At 53.7% G+C, this 15,432-nt stretch carries 17 protein-coding genes and 2 pseudogenes; 7 read left to right on the top strand and 12 right to left on the bottom strand.

All coding sequences use genetic code 11. The features are described from left to right. The first annotated feature begins 32 nt into the window (after positions 1-32). Positions 33-287: an oxidoreductase-like domain-containing protein gene (locus ACQ4WN_RS00740; protein ID WP_436549826.1), complete on the top strand. Its 255-nt coding sequence runs from the start codon at positions 33-35 to the stop codon at positions 285-287. Between the two features lie 6 nt (positions 288-293). Here the strand turns inward: ACQ4WN_RS00740 and ACQ4WN_RS00745 are convergent. Together ACQ4WN_RS00745 and ACQ4WN_RS00750 are read right to left on the bottom strand one after the other, a co-directional pair. Further along, positions 294-523: pseudogene (locus ACQ4WN_RS00745) on the bottom strand (methyl-accepting chemotaxis protein); the annotation flags it as partial. A 24-nt stretch (positions 524-547) separates the two neighbouring features. Beyond that, a pseudogene (locus ACQ4WN_RS00750) lies at positions 548-1,180 on the bottom strand (MCP four helix bundle domain-containing protein); the annotation flags it as partial. Positions 1,181-1,736: 556 nt separating this feature from the next. Here ACQ4WN_RS00750 and ACQ4WN_RS00755 point away from each other — a divergent pair. Continuing rightward, complete coding sequence (locus ACQ4WN_RS00755; RefSeq protein WP_436550086.1) at positions 1,737-2,456, top strand: Crp/Fnr family transcriptional regulator; 720 nt, start codon at positions 1,737-1,739, stop codon at positions 2,454-2,456. Between the two features lie 176 nt (positions 2,457-2,632). Then, complete coding sequence (locus ACQ4WN_RS00760; protein WP_436549827.1) at positions 2,633-3,295, top strand: hypothetical protein; 663 nt, start codon at positions 2,633-2,635, stop codon at positions 3,293-3,295. A gap of 122 nt (positions 3,296-3,417) precedes the next feature. On the opposite strand, the gene ACQ4WN_RS00765 is transcribed toward ACQ4WN_RS00760, so the two are convergent. After that, the gene (locus tag ACQ4WN_RS00765) at positions 3,418-3,750 is read right to left on the bottom strand and encodes a GFA family protein (RefSeq protein ID WP_436549828.1); all 333 of its coding nucleotides are present in this window, start codon (positions 3,748-3,750) and stop codon (positions 3,418-3,420) included. A gap of 121 nt (positions 3,751-3,871) precedes the next feature. On the opposite strand from ACQ4WN_RS00765, the gene ACQ4WN_RS00770 reads away from it, so the two are divergent. Both ACQ4WN_RS00770 and ACQ4WN_RS00775 read left to right on the top strand, forming a co-directional pair. Then, positions 3,872-4,363, top strand: coding sequence for a DUF4265 domain-containing protein (locus ACQ4WN_RS00770; RefSeq protein WP_436549829.1), 492 nt, complete (start codon positions 3,872-3,874; stop codon positions 4,361-4,363). Between the two features lie 32 nt (positions 4,364-4,395). Next, positions 4,396-4,779: a BPSL0067 family protein gene (locus ACQ4WN_RS00775; RefSeq protein WP_436549830.1), complete on the top strand. Its 384-nt coding sequence runs from the start codon at positions 4,396-4,398 to the stop codon at positions 4,777-4,779. A gap of 421 nt (positions 4,780-5,200) precedes the next feature. Here the strand turns inward: ACQ4WN_RS00775 and ACQ4WN_RS00780 are convergent, their stop codons facing one another. After that, positions 5,201-5,440 (bottom strand): pyridoxine 5'-phosphate synthase, encoded by a 240-nt coding sequence (locus ACQ4WN_RS00780; RefSeq protein WP_436549831.1) that lies wholly within the window; start codon positions 5,438-5,440, stop codon positions 5,201-5,203. Between the two features lie 131 nt (positions 5,441-5,571). Here ACQ4WN_RS00780 and ACQ4WN_RS00785 point away from each other — a divergent pair, with 131 nt between their 5' ends. Both ACQ4WN_RS00785 and ACQ4WN_RS00790 read left to right on the top strand, forming a co-directional pair. After that, a complete protein-coding gene (locus ACQ4WN_RS00785; protein ID WP_436549832.1) occupies positions 5,572-6,285 on the top strand; it encodes a YjjG family noncanonical pyrimidine nucleotidase in 714 nt (237 codons plus the stop codon). Positions 6,286-6,383: 98 nt separating this feature from the next. Further along, positions 6,384-6,872: a DUF2726 domain-containing protein gene (locus tag ACQ4WN_RS00790; protein ID WP_436549833.1), complete on the top strand. Its 489-nt coding sequence runs from the start codon at positions 6,384-6,386 to the stop codon at positions 6,870-6,872. A gap of 15 nt (positions 6,873-6,887) precedes the next feature. Here the strand turns inward: ACQ4WN_RS00790 and ACQ4WN_RS00795 are convergent, their stop codons facing one another. The 8 genes from ACQ4WN_RS00795 to ACQ4WN_RS00830 all read right to left on the bottom strand — a co-directional run bounded on the left by ACQ4WN_RS00795 (position 6,888) and on the right by ACQ4WN_RS00830 (position 15,431). Then, a complete protein-coding gene (locus ACQ4WN_RS00795; RefSeq protein ID WP_436549834.1) occupies positions 6,888-7,223 on the bottom strand; it encodes an FKBP-type peptidyl-prolyl cis-trans isomerase in 336 nt (111 codons plus the stop codon). Positions 7,224-7,777: 554 nt separating this feature from the next. Beyond that, complete coding sequence (locus ACQ4WN_RS00800; protein ID WP_436549835.1) at positions 7,778-9,154, bottom strand: phosphoribosyltransferase-like protein; 1,377 nt, start codon at positions 9,152-9,154, stop codon at positions 7,778-7,780. Next, positions 9,126-9,656: a hypothetical protein gene (locus tag ACQ4WN_RS00805; protein WP_436549836.1), complete on the bottom strand. Its 531-nt coding sequence runs from the start codon at positions 9,654-9,656 to the stop codon at positions 9,126-9,128. The genes ACQ4WN_RS00800 and ACQ4WN_RS00805 overlap by 29 nt, the downstream gene beginning before the upstream one ends. A 691-nt stretch (positions 9,657-10,347) precedes the next feature. Next, the gene (locus ACQ4WN_RS00810; RefSeq protein WP_436549837.1) at positions 10,348-11,511 is read right to left on the bottom strand and encodes an XRE family transcriptional regulator; all 1,164 of its coding nucleotides are present in this window, start codon (positions 11,509-11,511) and stop codon (positions 10,348-10,350) included. Then, positions 11,471-12,106, bottom strand: a complete 636-nt coding sequence (locus ACQ4WN_RS00815) for a hypothetical protein (protein WP_436549838.1) — start codon at positions 12,104-12,106, stop codon at positions 11,471-11,473. The genes ACQ4WN_RS00810 and ACQ4WN_RS00815 overlap by 41 nt, the downstream gene beginning before the upstream one ends. A gap of 310 nt (positions 12,107-12,416) precedes the next feature. Next, the gene (locus tag ACQ4WN_RS00820; protein ID WP_436549839.1) at positions 12,417-12,644 is read right to left on the bottom strand and encodes a hypothetical protein; all 228 of its coding nucleotides are present in this window, start codon (positions 12,642-12,644) and stop codon (positions 12,417-12,419) included. Positions 12,645-12,990: 346 nt separating this feature from the next. Further along, the gene (locus ACQ4WN_RS00825; RefSeq protein ID WP_436549840.1) at positions 12,991-14,280 is read right to left on the bottom strand and encodes a type II secretion system protein GspD; all 1,290 of its coding nucleotides are present in this window, start codon (positions 14,278-14,280) and stop codon (positions 12,991-12,993) included. Continuing rightward, positions 14,277-15,431, bottom strand: a complete 1,155-nt coding sequence (locus ACQ4WN_RS00830) for a zonular occludens toxin domain-containing protein (protein ID WP_436549841.1) — start codon at positions 15,429-15,431, stop codon at positions 14,277-14,279. Before ACQ4WN_RS00830 ends, ACQ4WN_RS00825 begins: the two co-directional genes overlap by 4 nt. Between the last annotated feature and the right edge of the window lies 1 nt (position 15,432).

Genomic DNA, 15,432 nt, shown 5'->3' on the forward strand with positions numbered 1-15,432 from the left:
AGCGTTCCAGCAATGGCACGCCGGAATGCCGTATGATGCGAGCTCCGCCGTCGCCTGCCCTCACCATGCCCACCCCGCCTTCACCCCACGATCCGCAACCACAAGCGCCCAGCAAGCCTGGCAATGACGAGTGCTGCCACAGCGGTTGCACCTTTTGCGTACTGGAAATGTACCAGGAAGACCTGGCCGCCTACGAAGAGGCACTGAGGGCATGGCAACAGCGCCAGCAAGCCGCTGCCGCGCCCCCCCCCCCCCAAGGCATCATGACACCGCGCAAGCGCGCTTAATTTCTTAGATTCGGCCGCCGCGGCCGCCTCTTCCAACAGGGCCGCATTTTGCTGCGTGACCTGGTCCACCAGCACGGATCCCGCCTCGACTTTCTCGACCGAATCACCGATCAGGACCTCGATACCTTGGCCGCCGCAGCCGAGCGCTGCGCCAGATTGCGCACTTCGGAGGCCATGAGGGCAAAGCCGTCCCCCCGCTCGCCCGCACGCGCGGCCTGGACGGCGGTATTCAGGGCCTGCATCAATTGCCCTGTTTCATCTTGCGATTGCACAACGATATGCGCCGCCAAGTCGCCGGCCGCCACCTGGCTCGCCACGCTGCGCGCCACGCACAGTGCCAGCAGCATGCCGATCAGGCTGGCGCGCGCGGCCGCATACGTTGCGTTGGCGCTGGCACTCGAGCGCACGCCGCCGTCCGTGTGAATCGACACCAGCTTATCGAGAGTCACCATCCTGTCCGCCATGACCTTGGCCGACGGCCCCACGGCCAGCGCGCGCGCCTCTTCCTTCTTCATTTCAAGCGACAGGCTCAACATGGAGCGCTCGAAGACCTCTTGTTCGCCCGGTTCGGAAATCAGGCGACGGTAGTTGTCCCCATCGGCCTTCAGCTTGGTCTGCGTTTCCGTCATGCGCGTTTCGTTCTGCGCCATGTCGGCATCCTGCGCGGCCAGCACGTGCGCCAGTTCCCAGCGGCGGAAATCGCTGACATCGCTGCGCATGGACATGGCTGCCAGCACGCTGGCCATCCAGTTGGTGGACAGGTCCGTCGACGCGGTATTGGTGCGCGCCATGCAAAAGCTCGCCGACACGCCCAGCGCTGCCGTCAACAACAGCACGGCGCCAAACGTCAAGATCAGCTTGGTGGCAATGTTCAGATCAACAAACCATTTCATGCGTTGCTTTCCTTCATTAAACGGGTAAGCGAGACAAGACAGGCGCGCGCACCGCCACCTGCACGACGCGGGCAGTGAGGGCAGTGAGGGAAGATTAAGCGGAACTGACCAGGGTTGAAGAGCAAGCGCAGCAGCTCCTATCGAAACGCGGGTCTAATTTCCACAAGGCAATATTTCATCGCCGTTGCACTACCACGCAGAGTGGTTTGACCGCTGCTTGTGGCCAAAGTTCGCGTGTAGCGGGCAGCGTGTCGCATTTTTGCCCAGACACCGTTGCGTCCACAGGGAAGAATGCAGAAGCAGGCGTAGGAGTTGGATGACACGAGGCAATGTTCCTAGCCTACATAAGCACGTCGACTCATCCGATGCCCAGCAGCGTCCCCTGGTCCTATAGTGGATACAAGATTCAGCACAACGCTAGCAAGCCAGAAAAGCAGCGCCATCCAACAAAATCAGAAGACGAGGCCCTACCATGTACAAAGCTTATAGCAACCTGACCCCAGTCACGCATAGCCACGCCGCCCAGCACAACTGGCAAGCCGCACCAGCCACGCCCATGATCAGCATCACCGGTGCGCAACAGAACGAATTGCTGCGCGCCTTGTCGCGCGCCGATCTGGAGCGCCTTTTTTGCCAGTTGGAACTGGTCGCTTTACCTGCCGGCAAGCACCTGTACGATTGCGGCGGCAAGATTGAATACACGTATTTCCCCACCAATGCCATCGTTTCCCTGCTGTATGTGATGGAAGACGGCGCCACCACCGAGATCGCCGTCATCGGCCGCGAAGGTGTCGCTGGCGTGGTGCTGTACGAAGCCGAGCGCGCTACCTGCACCGCCATCGTACAGACGGCTGGCTACGGCTACCGCTTGAAAACTGCCTTCCTGCGTGAAGTGTTCAATGAGGGTGGTGCGCTGGCGCAATTACTGATGCGCTACACCAGCGCCATGTTTGCGCAAATGGCACAGAACGTGGTGGGCGGCCGTCATTGCAGCATCGAACAGAAACTGTGCCGCTGGCTGTTGGACCGCCTTGACCGTTCCCTGTCGAACGAACTGAAGGTCACGCAAGACACCATGGCCAACATGCTGGGCGTGCGCCGTGAAAGCGTCACCGTTACGGCCCGCAAGCTGCAGGACGAAGGCTTGATCCAGTACCGCCGCGGCACGGTCGAAGTGCTTGACCGCGAAGGCCTGGAAGTGGCCGCCGGCAATTGCTACAAGGCTGCCCGTGCCGGTTTCGAGCAGTTTCGCAGCGGCATCAGCGCACATAACTAAGTAGCCAGAAGTAAACCAGTACAGGGTGTTGCGACAGGAAAGCAACACCTTGTAGCGCCAGTATTGCCTTGCGCCATTCCAGCCTCTATCATCCTCGTAGAAATTACCACATGGAAACTTTAGTTTCCATTGGCGTATATGACGCGTGGTTTGACTAACAACTGGAGTCCGTAAGCATGAAACAGCACCATCTAATCGCCGCCTTGCTGGCTGGCATGTTCTGCGCAAGCCAAGCCCAGGCAGAAATAGCCATCGCGGCCGACCTGGGCACGACTGGCGTTGGGGCGCACCTGAGCGTGCCACTGCAATCGAACCTGAATGCCCGTTTCGGCGTAGGCTTCCTGAACTACTCCTACGACTCCAGCACCGACGATGTCGACTACAAGCTGAAACTCAAGCTACGCACCTTCGATGCCCTGCTCGACTACTTTCCCATGGACGGGGCCTTCCGCGTGAGCGGTGGCGTGGTGTATAACGGCAATAAAATCGATGCCAAAGGCAAGCCGAACAAGGCTGGCAGCTACACACTGAACGGTAATACCTACACGGCAGCCAGTGCGGGCCAACTGGACGGCACCATCGATTTCCGCAAAGTCGCGCCCTACATTGGCATCGGCTGGGGCAATCCGGTGAAAGAAGCTGGCTGGGGCATTTCCACCGACATCGGTGTATTGTTCCAGGGAGCGCCGAAAACCGCGCTGCGCAACAGCGGCTGCGACCCATTGGTGTGCGCCGCCCTGAAAACGGACGTGGCCGCTGAAAACGACAAACTGTCCGACAAGGTCAAGGATTTCAAGGCGTATCCGGTGCTGCGCATCAGCGCCAGCTACCGCTTCTAAACAGCTTCCTGCAGCCTGGCGCCAACCCGCCAGGCACCCTATCGAGGCACGCTACGGCGTGCCTTTTTTGTATCCCGGGCACTTGAAAAGCGCTGCAGGCCAGGCACTGTAGCACGGCGCGCCTAACGGGCGGCAACGCTGGCGACCGGCCACCAGCCCGGCCTGGCATCTTCAAACGAGTGGTACTCGGGCGCAAAGGCTGCATGGGCAGCATCATCAAAACTGCCCACCAGCAAGGCTACCGTCGGCGCATCGTCGATGGCGCCGATGGAACTGCCGCAAGCGGCGCAAAAGCCCCGGCTGGAATACCCGGAAGAACGGTAAGTGGCAGGTGCATTGGCCGTGCCCAGCTGCCAATTGCGGCACGAGCAGCTGTGCGGATTGCTGCCCTTACCGGTCACCTGGAACCGCACGGCGCCACATAAACAGCCGCCTGTCTGCACCACTTTCTCCATTGCCTCTCCTCGTTTGCACGGTTGCGTACCCCGCCAGCTGGCACGTACCCGGTACAATATTGCCATAAACCCCTCCCTGGCGCGGCGCGCAGCGCAAGGCGCCTGCACTATGAAAGAATGAATGGAAGACATCAATTGCGAAGGCTTGCCGCATATCCGCGTACTGGCAGGCGAAAACACAGACGGTCCCGTGTATGAAACCCTGCCGGCACGCCAGATTGACGAGCACGTCTACGAACTGCTGGCCTCGCCCGGCCTGACCCTGAACCTGGCGCGCGGCGACATCGTCAACATTGCCGACCCGCTGGCCCCCGCCGAAGTATTAAAGCGCGGTGGCAACTTCTGCATCCAGATCTACGCCGACGACGTACCGCAAGAAGCAGTGGACCAGCTCGAACGCGACGTGCAAAGCCAGCTGGGCGGCACCCTGGACGGCCAGTACAAGGGCAATCTTACCTTCAGCGTGCCGGGACACCACGGCATCTACAACGTCAACGGTCCCTTCGATGCCTTCCGCACGGCGACGGGCGTGGAATGGTACTTCGCCAATATCTACGTCAACCTCGATAACGACGATGATGAAACCTTGCTCAACTGGTGGGTGGATATGTAAGCATGCCCGTGCGCCAGGCAGGGCCATGACACATGTCAATGCTCCGCACGGCTCTGACACACATCAAGCTGCTTGCCCGCGCCCTGCGTACGCGCTCTCTATCGTCAACCACAGAGAGAAACGATAAGCCCTACATTGCGCGCGCCGACGATGCAAAGCCAATCGTGGGAAATGGCGAGTGCGTTACCCTGGTCAGACACCTCGCTGGCGCCCGCGCCGCTTCGCTTTGGCGCGAAGGAAACAACCTGCCGGACCTGCTGGAAAAAGGCGGCATGTCGAAAGGCACGGTGCTTGCCACCTTCGTCAACGGCCGCTATCAGAATCTGCGGCAAGGCAACCATGCGGCGCTGTTCATCCGCCAGGTGCCTGGCGGCATTGAAATTTTCGACCAGTGGCGCAACCACAGGCCCGCGTGATTTACTTTGGCCGTTCGGCGGCAGGGGCATCGAATCGCCCCGAACTCTATTCGGTGGTGGAATGAAGCCGCTCGCACTGCTGGCATTGCTCATCGGTGCGGCAGCGATGTGGCCAGCTGCCGCAGCTCCCTTTGCGTCCGTTTCTTGCCCACAAGCAGCGCCATCAACCGGGAACCTGCCAGCCGCCAAGCTCGACGGCGTGCGCGTGCTGTCCTATCCGGCGGATCAGCCGCCGGCAGACGGTGAAGCCCTGCCTATCCTGGCCCCGGTCAGGGAATGGACACGCGCCGGCACCTTGTATCAACGCTGGGACATCAATTTTGATACCCCCAATATCTGTTCCAGGTGGACTGCCTGTATGCCGGTACCGAGCGCTACCTGCGCATGGCTTTGCCAGGCGTCAAACAGTGCGTCGCAGCCGTTACACAGCGAACGAATAGCCCTCCACATTCAGCTCGCGTCCCCGCTCCGCGCACAGGCGCTGCAATGGCGCAACATCGTCGTAGCGCGCATGGCGCTGGTCCGGGCGCGGATGCAAGGTGATGCCGGCGGCGCCCAAGTCGAGAAAGCGCGCGGAAAACGCCAGCAGGTCCGGGAAGTTGCGGCCGCGCGAATTGCGCAGCAGGGCGATTTTATTGACGTTGACAGAGAGCTGGGTCATGAAAGGGAATGGAGTGAAGGTAACGGGTCTGGCAGCGATTGTAGCGGATCGCCCGCACAGGGCACGGCCAACCGAACTCAGCGCTACGTGCTACGATGCAAGATAGATTTCCACGCTTTCAACAACATGCCATGAAATACAAATTATTCCTGTTTGACCTGGACGATACCCTCCTCGATTTCAGGGCGTCTGAAAAACGCTCGTTCCTGCACACCATGCACGAACTGGACTTGCGCGACAGCATCGACGCGCTATTCACTCAATACCAGGCGATTAACGTCGACTTGTGGAAACGTTTCGAGACGGGTGACGTGAGCAAGGATTTCCTGAAAGTGGAGCGCTTCCGCAAGACGTTTGCACTGAACGGTATCGCCATCGACCCGGAACTGGCCAGCCGTTTGTATCTGGAGTCCCTGCCGGACACGGTCGTACTCATCGATGGCGCCAAGCAAGTGTGCGACACGCTATCGCGCATCGGTGAGGTGGGCATCATCACCAACGGCGTCGAATCCATCCAGAACCGCCGTATCGCCGCATCCGGCCTGAGCGACTACATTTCCTTCGTCGCCACCTCTGAAGCGTGCGGCCACGCCAAGCCGGACGTGCGCTTCTTCGAATACGCGGCCAACATGGCGCGCACATTCCGCAAGGAGACAACGATCATCATCGGCGACCGGCTGGACGCCGACATCCTCGGCGCGAACCGCTACGGCATCGACAGCTGCTGGTTCAACCCGGACAGCATGGCCAATGCCTCGGCCGCCATCCCCACCTATGAAGTGGCCAGCCTGCATGACATCGTGCCGGCGCTGGACGTGGTGCCGATCAACTTGAAACAAGCTTGATCGGTAACAAGCGCGCTACTTGAAATACGCTGCCAGCGGCACGAAAACATGCCGCTACTCGCGTACCATCAGGACTTGACCATCCCTGGTGCCAGCCCATGCCTCCCTTCATCGTCCTGCTCGCCACAGCGGCCTTGATCCTGTTCCTTGCCATGCTGGCCACGCGCCAGGCTGCCAAGCCCCGCAGGCCGCTGAGGCTGCAAAGAAAACCCGTCATGACGGCGCGCGAACAACAGATGTCCCAGCTGCTGCAGACGGCCTTGCCAGAATGCACGGTGCTGGCGCAAGTGGCGTTTTCCGCGCTGGTGACGGCGAAGGGATGGGCAAACAGAAACCGTTTCGACCGCAAGGTGGCCGATTTTGTCCTGTGCAGCCAGCAACTGAACGTCATCGCCATCATCGAGCTAGACGACCGCAGCCACGCTGGCCGCGAACGCCACGACAAGGAGCGCGACGCCATGCTCAGGCTGGCCGGCTACGTGACCTTGCGCTATGCAAACTTCCCCACCCAGCAGGCGCTGCGCGCCGACATCGAAAAACTGCTCACGCAAAAAGTTGGAGTCAAGGCAAGTCCCCTGCCCGCCTGATTGCGCCTCCAGAGATCAGTCGCGCGTCAGCACTTCCAGCAACTCAATCTCGAAGATCAAATTGGAATTCGGCGGAATCAACCCTACCTGACGTTCGCCATACCCCAACGCCGCCGGCACCCACAGCTTGCGCGTGCCGCCGACCTGCATGCCGTGCAAACCCACAATCCAGCCCTGGATCACCTTGTTATTGCTCAACACACTGCGGAAAGGTTCACCCCGCTGATGCGACGAGTCAAACTCCGTGCCATCTTCCAGCCAGCCCCGGTAGTGCGCAGTGATCAGCGCACCGCGCGCCGCCGCCTTGCCGTCACCCACCACGATATCGTCAATCTTCACTTCAGCCGTCATCTTGTTTCATCCTTCATCAAAGCACCAAGCCGCGATTGTACGACAGCACGAAAAAAGCCCCGGCAGTCACCCGCCGGGGCTCATTCTATTATTGCTAAATTCTGGTGGGCCTCCCGTGAGTCGAACACGGCACCAACGGATTATGAGTCGCTAGCACATCCCAGCTATATCCATGCATTAAGCATAAAATCAACAAGTTACTGGAATCTGAACAACATTGCACCTGCAGTATCCAGCAATGCTGTTGACAGTTTGTTGACAGCATTCGAGCAATGGTGAATAGACAAGCATGATGAAATCGAACACCTTGGGGCTCGGCCCCAAACCCCGCCGAGCGCCCTCGGTCGTCAGGGCGGGGATACCCTCCCCCCCTAACGACAAGCGTATTTTAAGGTGGCCAGTCAAGGGACCGCTACGCTTCGTACTCACCCGTTCGTTTTTTTGAGAAAAAACCTCAAAAAATCCGCTGCGGCTTCCGTGCGACCCTTGACCGAAGTAAGGTATCTTACATAACAAAAATATATTCTTTAGAAAAAATTCTCGCAATACTCATATCAAAGCGAATGAGCACTTGCAAAAAGTGGCTTCCATGAAAATTCCCGCCCTCTCGTATCTTCACCTTTTCCATGGCACCAAAAAAATGGAATCGTGGATTTTGGCAAAGAATGAGAAAATGCAATTAATAATGCCATATTTCCTGCACCCAATGCGCAATCATGAATCCTACGTTCTGTCCAAGCCTTGCCCTTGCCTTCTTGATAACTTCTAAAAAGCTGGACACCAACTTTTCGGCAAAAATTAATTGCCTCCTCACGACGGCTCCCCCATCTAGTATCCAGGAAAGCTTGTGGAACAATATCTAAGTCTGGAAAGCGAAGTACTTCTTTTCCATGATCGTCCAATTCATACAAAGAACCTGCCTCTAAATTTGCACGCCCAGAATCCGATAAAACCTCAATCAAACTATCAAAAACCACATTAACTGAGATATCTAATTTTTTTATTGCTTGCTGAATTTTATAAATACCAACATCAGTCGCCAATGAAAAGAAGACGTTAGTAACCAAAGAGTTTAATCTTCCAATTTCAGTAAGCCGCGCACATTTCGTATATCCGCTAATTCCCATTAGGCTATAAAAAAAATCACTAATTTCAATTCCTGTAAAAGCTCCATCCTCGAAAACATAACTATCGACAACAACATCACTTTCTAGAAACTCGCGATATTCCAAAACCTTATTATCAGCTATTAAATGAGAAAGCTGCTTTCTTATCATTACAGAAATTGAGTCAGCACTTTTCCCATTTTCATACCTAATAATGCAAATCTGTTTAAATTCTTTGTTTTCCGAGTAATTCCGCTCAAAAGAGCGTGTCATATCTTGGGAAGAAATAACTTTAAAATTCCTCAACAATCGCTCCCCGACCCAACGGTAACGACCATCACTAATTTTGTCAAACTGATCAAGCCATTGCTCGATTTCTTTCTCAGCAAGGGCATCATGTTGCCACTTGTTCACTTCCCTAACGACAGAAGACTTCCAGTCTAGCTTCCACTCCTTCAATCGAAGTTCAAGCAAGCCATCATTGAGATGTTTGAAAGTAGAACAACTCACAAATTCTGTATGCTTCACCCACGTTATTTGCCGTTTTAGATCACTACCAAAATCATCAATCACTATATAGCGAATATTATCTGATTTATCTACTAAGCCAAACTCATGAGAACGCCGCCTAACGGCAGCTTTGGCGTGACCTAAGCTATTAACGTATTGATCCTCAACCTCAATAAGAAACAGGGAGTCGCTGATCCGCCAATCGTTTATCGCAAATTTATCGAGTATTTTCTCAAGCGATGCAAAACGTTTTTTTGGAAAGACCAAAGCGAGAACTATCCCCTCCTTAGCGGCCATTCGTTTTATTAATTGCATCTAAGAGAATTCCTGCAGGAATTGCTAATTGTCTGATTTGTTCCGACGTCATCGAATCAATTGAATTTTTAATTGCCACCCTTAAGAAATCATCAGAAATTGGCACTTTCTGGGACATCACCTGCTTTTCAAAGCTAGGTTTAACTAAAGACTTATCGACTGGCGCATCATTAATTCTTGCGGATGCAACACCATCGGCAACAATTGGAAACTCTCCAGCATTGAATGCGTAAACATTGTCAATTCCTTGGCGCCCAGAAATTCTCAAAATTCCAGAGAAATTTTTCTCAACAAAACTTCTAACTGAACCATAATTACTTCTTATGTTACTATCAGGAAACTGCTTCTTTACTATATCGCCAATCTTAGCCCCCAATATTGTAGGTGATTTTTTAGATTCATCAAGAAATAATTGATTTAATATTGCGATATTTTCGGGACTAAACATTAGCATCAGCCTTTTAGAATTTATATTAAAAAAAAACCCTGAAGGATTTCTCATTCAGGGAATTTTTTATCGGCGAGAGTATCTATGGATTCTAGCCGCAATGTTTGGTTAGTAGCGCTTAATTAAGGCGCACTCGAAGTACCCAAGAACCTAGAAATTGAGCACTATCAGCAGAGTCAGAGAGGTCCGTTCTGCACCACAATGAATACCTTGCCAGCGCATCGAAATAAAACCGACTATACCAACAAAATATTTCCCCTAAAGCTATAGGTTACGGCCACCAAGGTTTTCTTTAACAAAGAAATATGGATCGATCGCATCACTCCTGCGAGCCGTACCTGTTAGCTCCACCACCAGAACTACATCATAGCATAATCAATTCATCAGGTGCCACACAACACACCGGACAGCTGGAAAAATTCGACATTTGTCAACGACTATGTCACAAACGCTCATGAAAGATGTTACTGACAGTACTTCCAAGTGACAAAAGATAGACATTAATGCAATTTTGAATATTTGACAACTACTTTATCTGCCCATAGTTTAGGCAGGAAAATCAAGTGGCGAGGATTTAAATGTGCAAATTGCAACATTTCGATATCAACAATCATCATCCTCACCAAAGACATCGGCACCAACGCGCATAGATAAATGCCCATTATTAATGGCAGGGCATCAACTTAGCTCACAAAATGCGCTATGTGCTCCCATCTCAGGACACCACTTACAAGCAGTGCAAAACCTATTTAATTATAGTTAACTGAGGTCGAACCTTCGCTGGCGCAGACGCAGACGACAGCACAACATCCTTTTTATCCGGCACAGCTCCCACTTTCAATAATCCATAGGTAAGTTCATCTATCTCATACGTCGTAACGTGAAGATCTCGCGCAATATCGGCACGCCCCACCCCCTCGTCACGAAGTACATCAAAAACCTTCTCCAAAAGCTGCGACGTCTCCCTCGGTACAGACTGTGGCTCGCTTGTGCGATAACCAGCCTGGGCGATCTGAATGCATAGATTCCGATTGATCCATTCGGTAGTGAGGCCAACTGAACGCAAACGATAATTCAATGCAGCAACCGACACAGCCCAATGTTTTTTTACACGTATTAAAGTTTCCAACGTAGGAAATCGCAAACCAGTTGCAAGTACGCTTTTGGCAGGCATCAAGAAAGCCGAAGCAAAAGCATTTGCCTCCTTCTCTGCCTCAAGTCCATGTGGCTGGCCATGTCGATGCATTACCAAATGCCCCAGCTCATGCGCAGCATCAAACCTACTATGCTCCGCTGTTTTCAACGTATTAAGAAACACGAAAGGTGTTCCATTCCACCACATTGAAAATGCATCAACTTCTTTGGCATCAATTGCCAAAGAAAAAACACGAATACCTTTTGCCTCCAAAAGATGAACTAGATTTTTGACCGATTGCTCACCCAATGACCAATGACTACGTAACGCCTCTGCTGCAGCCTCAGGGCTGCTGTGGCGTCCTAACTCAGGTAAATCAGGTGACGGCAAGTTAAAACGCTTCTCGATCCACTCATTCAATTGAACAGCAATCGCCCCTGCCCCGAGAGCGACATTCCTCAGCGTCGCACTCATCTTCGTCATTGCTCTAAAACTTACAGCATCCGCCTCAAGCTCTTCAACTGCCTCATCTTGAAAGAAAAAAGTTTCTGGAAATTTGAGCAACTGAGCAAGAGATCTCAAACGTTCAGCATCCGGGGGGAACTCTCCTGTTTCATATGCCGTAATTGATCGCGGCGTTATCCCTGCTTGCTTTGCGAGATCAGTCTTCTTTAAGCCACGTCTAGTACGGGCAAAGGTCAACCGTGCAGGGTTGAAAGTTACAGAGCCCTGATCACCCTTTCCTCTCGACAGATACGTCAAATTGGGGGCCATCGTCATCTCCAAAGTTAATCTCAATACCATCCAGCGGAATCGCTGGAAAAATAATACGTTCCTTCCAAGAGCGAATTTTTCCGCCTACCATCTGCATCGGCAGAGAAAGTTCAAAACGCACCTCATTTTGAGCGACGTGATAGAGCAGAATCCACATACTGTGAAGGGATTCATCATCTCGGCCAGGTAACATGGGAATTCCATCAAACAGCGATAGCTGGCGTTGATTCACAGCAATCGCCTCCTCTGTACTTGCCCCCTTAGGAGCACGATTAGAAGGAGTAGCGCTCGTACCAGTTTCCCGATCGCCAGTCTGCACAGCTATCGAAATTTTCCGTTCATCATGAACACACAATGGAAAATTATTCTCGTCCGTAGGGAACCAACCTAACGGCACGCACTTGTCTCGCAACGCACGTACAGTCTCACCCCACTGGGCATATCCAGGATAAGTTTTTGGATGATGTGATGTGCCGGCAGTACGAGCGTGTACCCCTTCCATAACAACATCCTGAAACAGACCAACCGTCAAGCCAAAGAGTTCTTCAAGACGTGAGACTTCAGTACTATTTTGCTGCTGTTGATGCGCGCTCATAGGGTTCCCCAAAGTAGTTACTTCCTGAATTTTAACCTCAACTGAGGTAAAAAAACAAGAAGTATAGAAAAATGGACCTTACACCAAACAGCCGCACATGCAAATTAAGAAAAATTTCCATGGATGCATCTCTCAAACTAGCCATGTAAACGTAGAGGCTATCCTCGTCGTTGAAACGGCTTATGACGTTCAACGCTCCATTGACTGGCATACCGAGGAATTTTCACGCATAAACACTCAGATTGCTAGAGCCGCTCGGGTTTGCCCCTGAAGGGCAACTAGACTTCAGCACCAACATGCAAGAATATAATCATCCGCTCAACCCAAGGCGGCGCAGCTCAAACTTCAAGGCGACCTGCTGGCCTGACATCAAAACATGCTCTCCTTCGCGCCAATCGCCACAAGACACATCGTCAGCACTTACACCAGCGGCGTGTAGCTCATGAGCCAGGTCAAGCAAATCGGAGCGCTCTATCCAACGCCCATCTTCCATCTTGGCGGCGAAACCGGCATCAGTCAGGCGAACATATGTTTTCATTATTTTTCCTTTGATCATTGGTACGGGGTAACGATTTCCCATCGCCTTGATCGCGTCGGTGTCAGTACCGACAGCTAGGTATTAGCGACTTTTCACGGTAAATTCTCGTTGATAAAACCGGTCAAGGCCTTCAAAGTTTCCTGACGGACGAAGCCCAAAATATGTACGCATAAACACTCAGAAGTCGAGTGCGCGTCGTGATTGAGCCGAGTTGCCATCCTCATTTAGCTGAGCCTTTACCCCGTCCAACCATTCCATGATAATCCCAGAATCGCAACAACATACGACGATGAAACGTTCGTTCATCAGCCAGTTGCAGCTGTTGCAAATAGCAATACAATTTACCCTAGTCCTCTAAGACCTTTGCAGATACCACGAGCACTAGATCGGTCTGAGTCTTGCTGTCCGACCCAGCGGACCATGATGCAGGCAGGAAACTCAACCCGGATTTCGATTCCGACGACTGGGTATCCTGCAAGCCGCCCAACAGTATTACGTCACCGTCTTTGAGACCTACGGTGGTAGTCAACTGGCGCAGGATGAGTGTCGGAGACCCGACAAGCCCGCTACTATTTGCCTTGAAGCTACTGATCTGCGCGTCCACGTCCAGGCTAATTTCTCCGCTCCCCAATACGCGAGGCAAGGCGTCAATAATGACCCCGGACGGCGTATACACGATGTTTTGAACCCGATTGCCTGCATTGTCGTTGCCACTACTGGAAACAGTGGCCGTCTTGTCACCCACCGTCAATTTAAGCTTGGTCCTGTCATAGCCAACAAGACGGCTGTTCGTAACCTGCTTGAAACGGGTATCGCTGTTCAGCGCATCGATAACCAGCTCAAAGCGTGTGTTCTTCAGACTGATGACCGAACCTGAATTAGTTGTACCGAGCGAGGCTCCCAGCTTGGCCCCCAGAAAGGAAGCCGCCAATGAAATTCCTCGGCCAGAGCCGCTGCTGTTAGTGACTTCAATCCACGATGCCGAGACGTCGACCATCTTGGCGTGCGTGTCGAGACTACGGCACAACGAAAGCATCTTGGACACAGCTGCTTTAGAGCCAGTAAGCACTACCAATTCGCCAGCGACGGTGGCCGCCTTAGCACCGAAACCAGCGGCGACAACTGCGCTCACAAATTCGCTGGTCCGGTGAATGGGAGCAAAGAGTTCCGATTCTTCGTCTTCTTTCCGCGTTTGAAAACCTGCGGCATCTTGCATCACGTGACCATCGATGCCCATCGGCGCGATTTGCGGGCTACCGAGGCTCATTGCCTGACTAGCCGAGTGCGCAGGTAGCTGCTGGCTTGCAATGACATCCTGAGGGCCGCTCTCACGATTCAGCGACAAGTAGTAGATACCGCCCTTGAGCGTTGTCGCAATTCCTTCGCGAAGCAGCAGGTCTTCAACGAAGCGTGGCAGCTCGGTGAGGTCGATGTTCTTTACTTTGATCGTAATTCTTTTGTCGATTCCGATAACGTCGGGTGATACCACGAAGTCCCGATGCATGATCGCCTTAAACATGGCTTCGCCGAACGCCATCAGCGGCGTAGCATCAAAGCTCAATGAAACCGGAGCCGGAGCAGGTGCGGCAAACGCAAAGACCGGGGCGAGGAGAAGGGAAGACAGGAAGCGTCTCATTGCGCACCTCCTCTGACCCACAGACCTGTCTCGATTTCGGCCTCCCAGCCGCTGGCACCAGACTTGAAGCGCAGCGGCGATACAACACGGCCATCGGAAAGAACCACGCTCACCGAACCGGAATTGGTGAGAAACCCTTTGCCAGTAACGGTCTCGGAGAACTTGACCGGCTTGGCAGCATCGGCCACGGCGACAGAGGGGGTGAAAAACATCGGTCTAAGTACATGGGAGCCTACGCCCCCGAGTACGAGGCCAAATATTAGAGCGATTGCGAGAAACTTGGTCATGTGCTTGTGCGGTGGTTTGGGAGGAATCGGGCGGACTGCGAGCAGTTCGTAGTCCTGGGGAATACGTAAAGGGCCAACGAAGCTAGGACGGATGCCAGTGCGTGACTGCAAGTGCCAGCTAGGCAGCAAGCAGTGGATAGCGTGCGGGTAGCTGTCCGAGAACACTTGTGTGGTGTTATAGGCCCGGTTCAGGTCATCACCCCGGAAGTGCCAGCGGTCGGCTACGACGCCATCCGGAGAGCAACCGAGGCGCACCACCCCGATATGCATGCGGGGCAGTGAGCCGTCGCTGAAGCCAGCCGTGATCAGCTTGAAGGCGGCCGAAACAAACGGCACTTTCATCCGATCGAGGCGGTTCATGCGCACCACGTACTCGAACAGGCTGTCGCGCAACTGCTTGTCAATCTGGCTGATGTTCTGGCAGATGAAGTACACATCCCATCCGTACTTACGTGCATGGATCGCCCATTCCAGCAGCTCCTTACGTCCGCCAGCTTGAAAGTCCCGGGTATTCAACCAGGACGCGCATTCGTCGAGGAACAGCGCCCCATTGTGCGACTCATCGAAACCGGGGAGAAGCTGCGGCGCGGGCGGCGTGTACTCGATCCCCTTGGCGGTGTATTTGAGCACAGGCTCGAAGTCGATGAAGCGGTTGCCTGATCCAATGGCGTACAGGTCCGCTGCCGTGGGTTTGTCCGGCACACGAATAACGGTCTGCTTCGACTGCCCCGGCATCATATGCTCCATGAACACGTCACAGTTAGTCGCAACGCGCTTGCCAGCGCGCAGGTAGTCGCGCAACCGCTTCATCGCGCCCTTGCCTTTACCGCTTCCGAGCTTGCCGGTGATAGCGTAAACGGCCATG

Source organism: Janthinobacterium pasteuri (assembly GCF_051380775.1).
GTDB lineage: Bacteria > Pseudomonadota > Gammaproteobacteria > Burkholderiales > Burkholderiaceae_D > Janthinobacterium.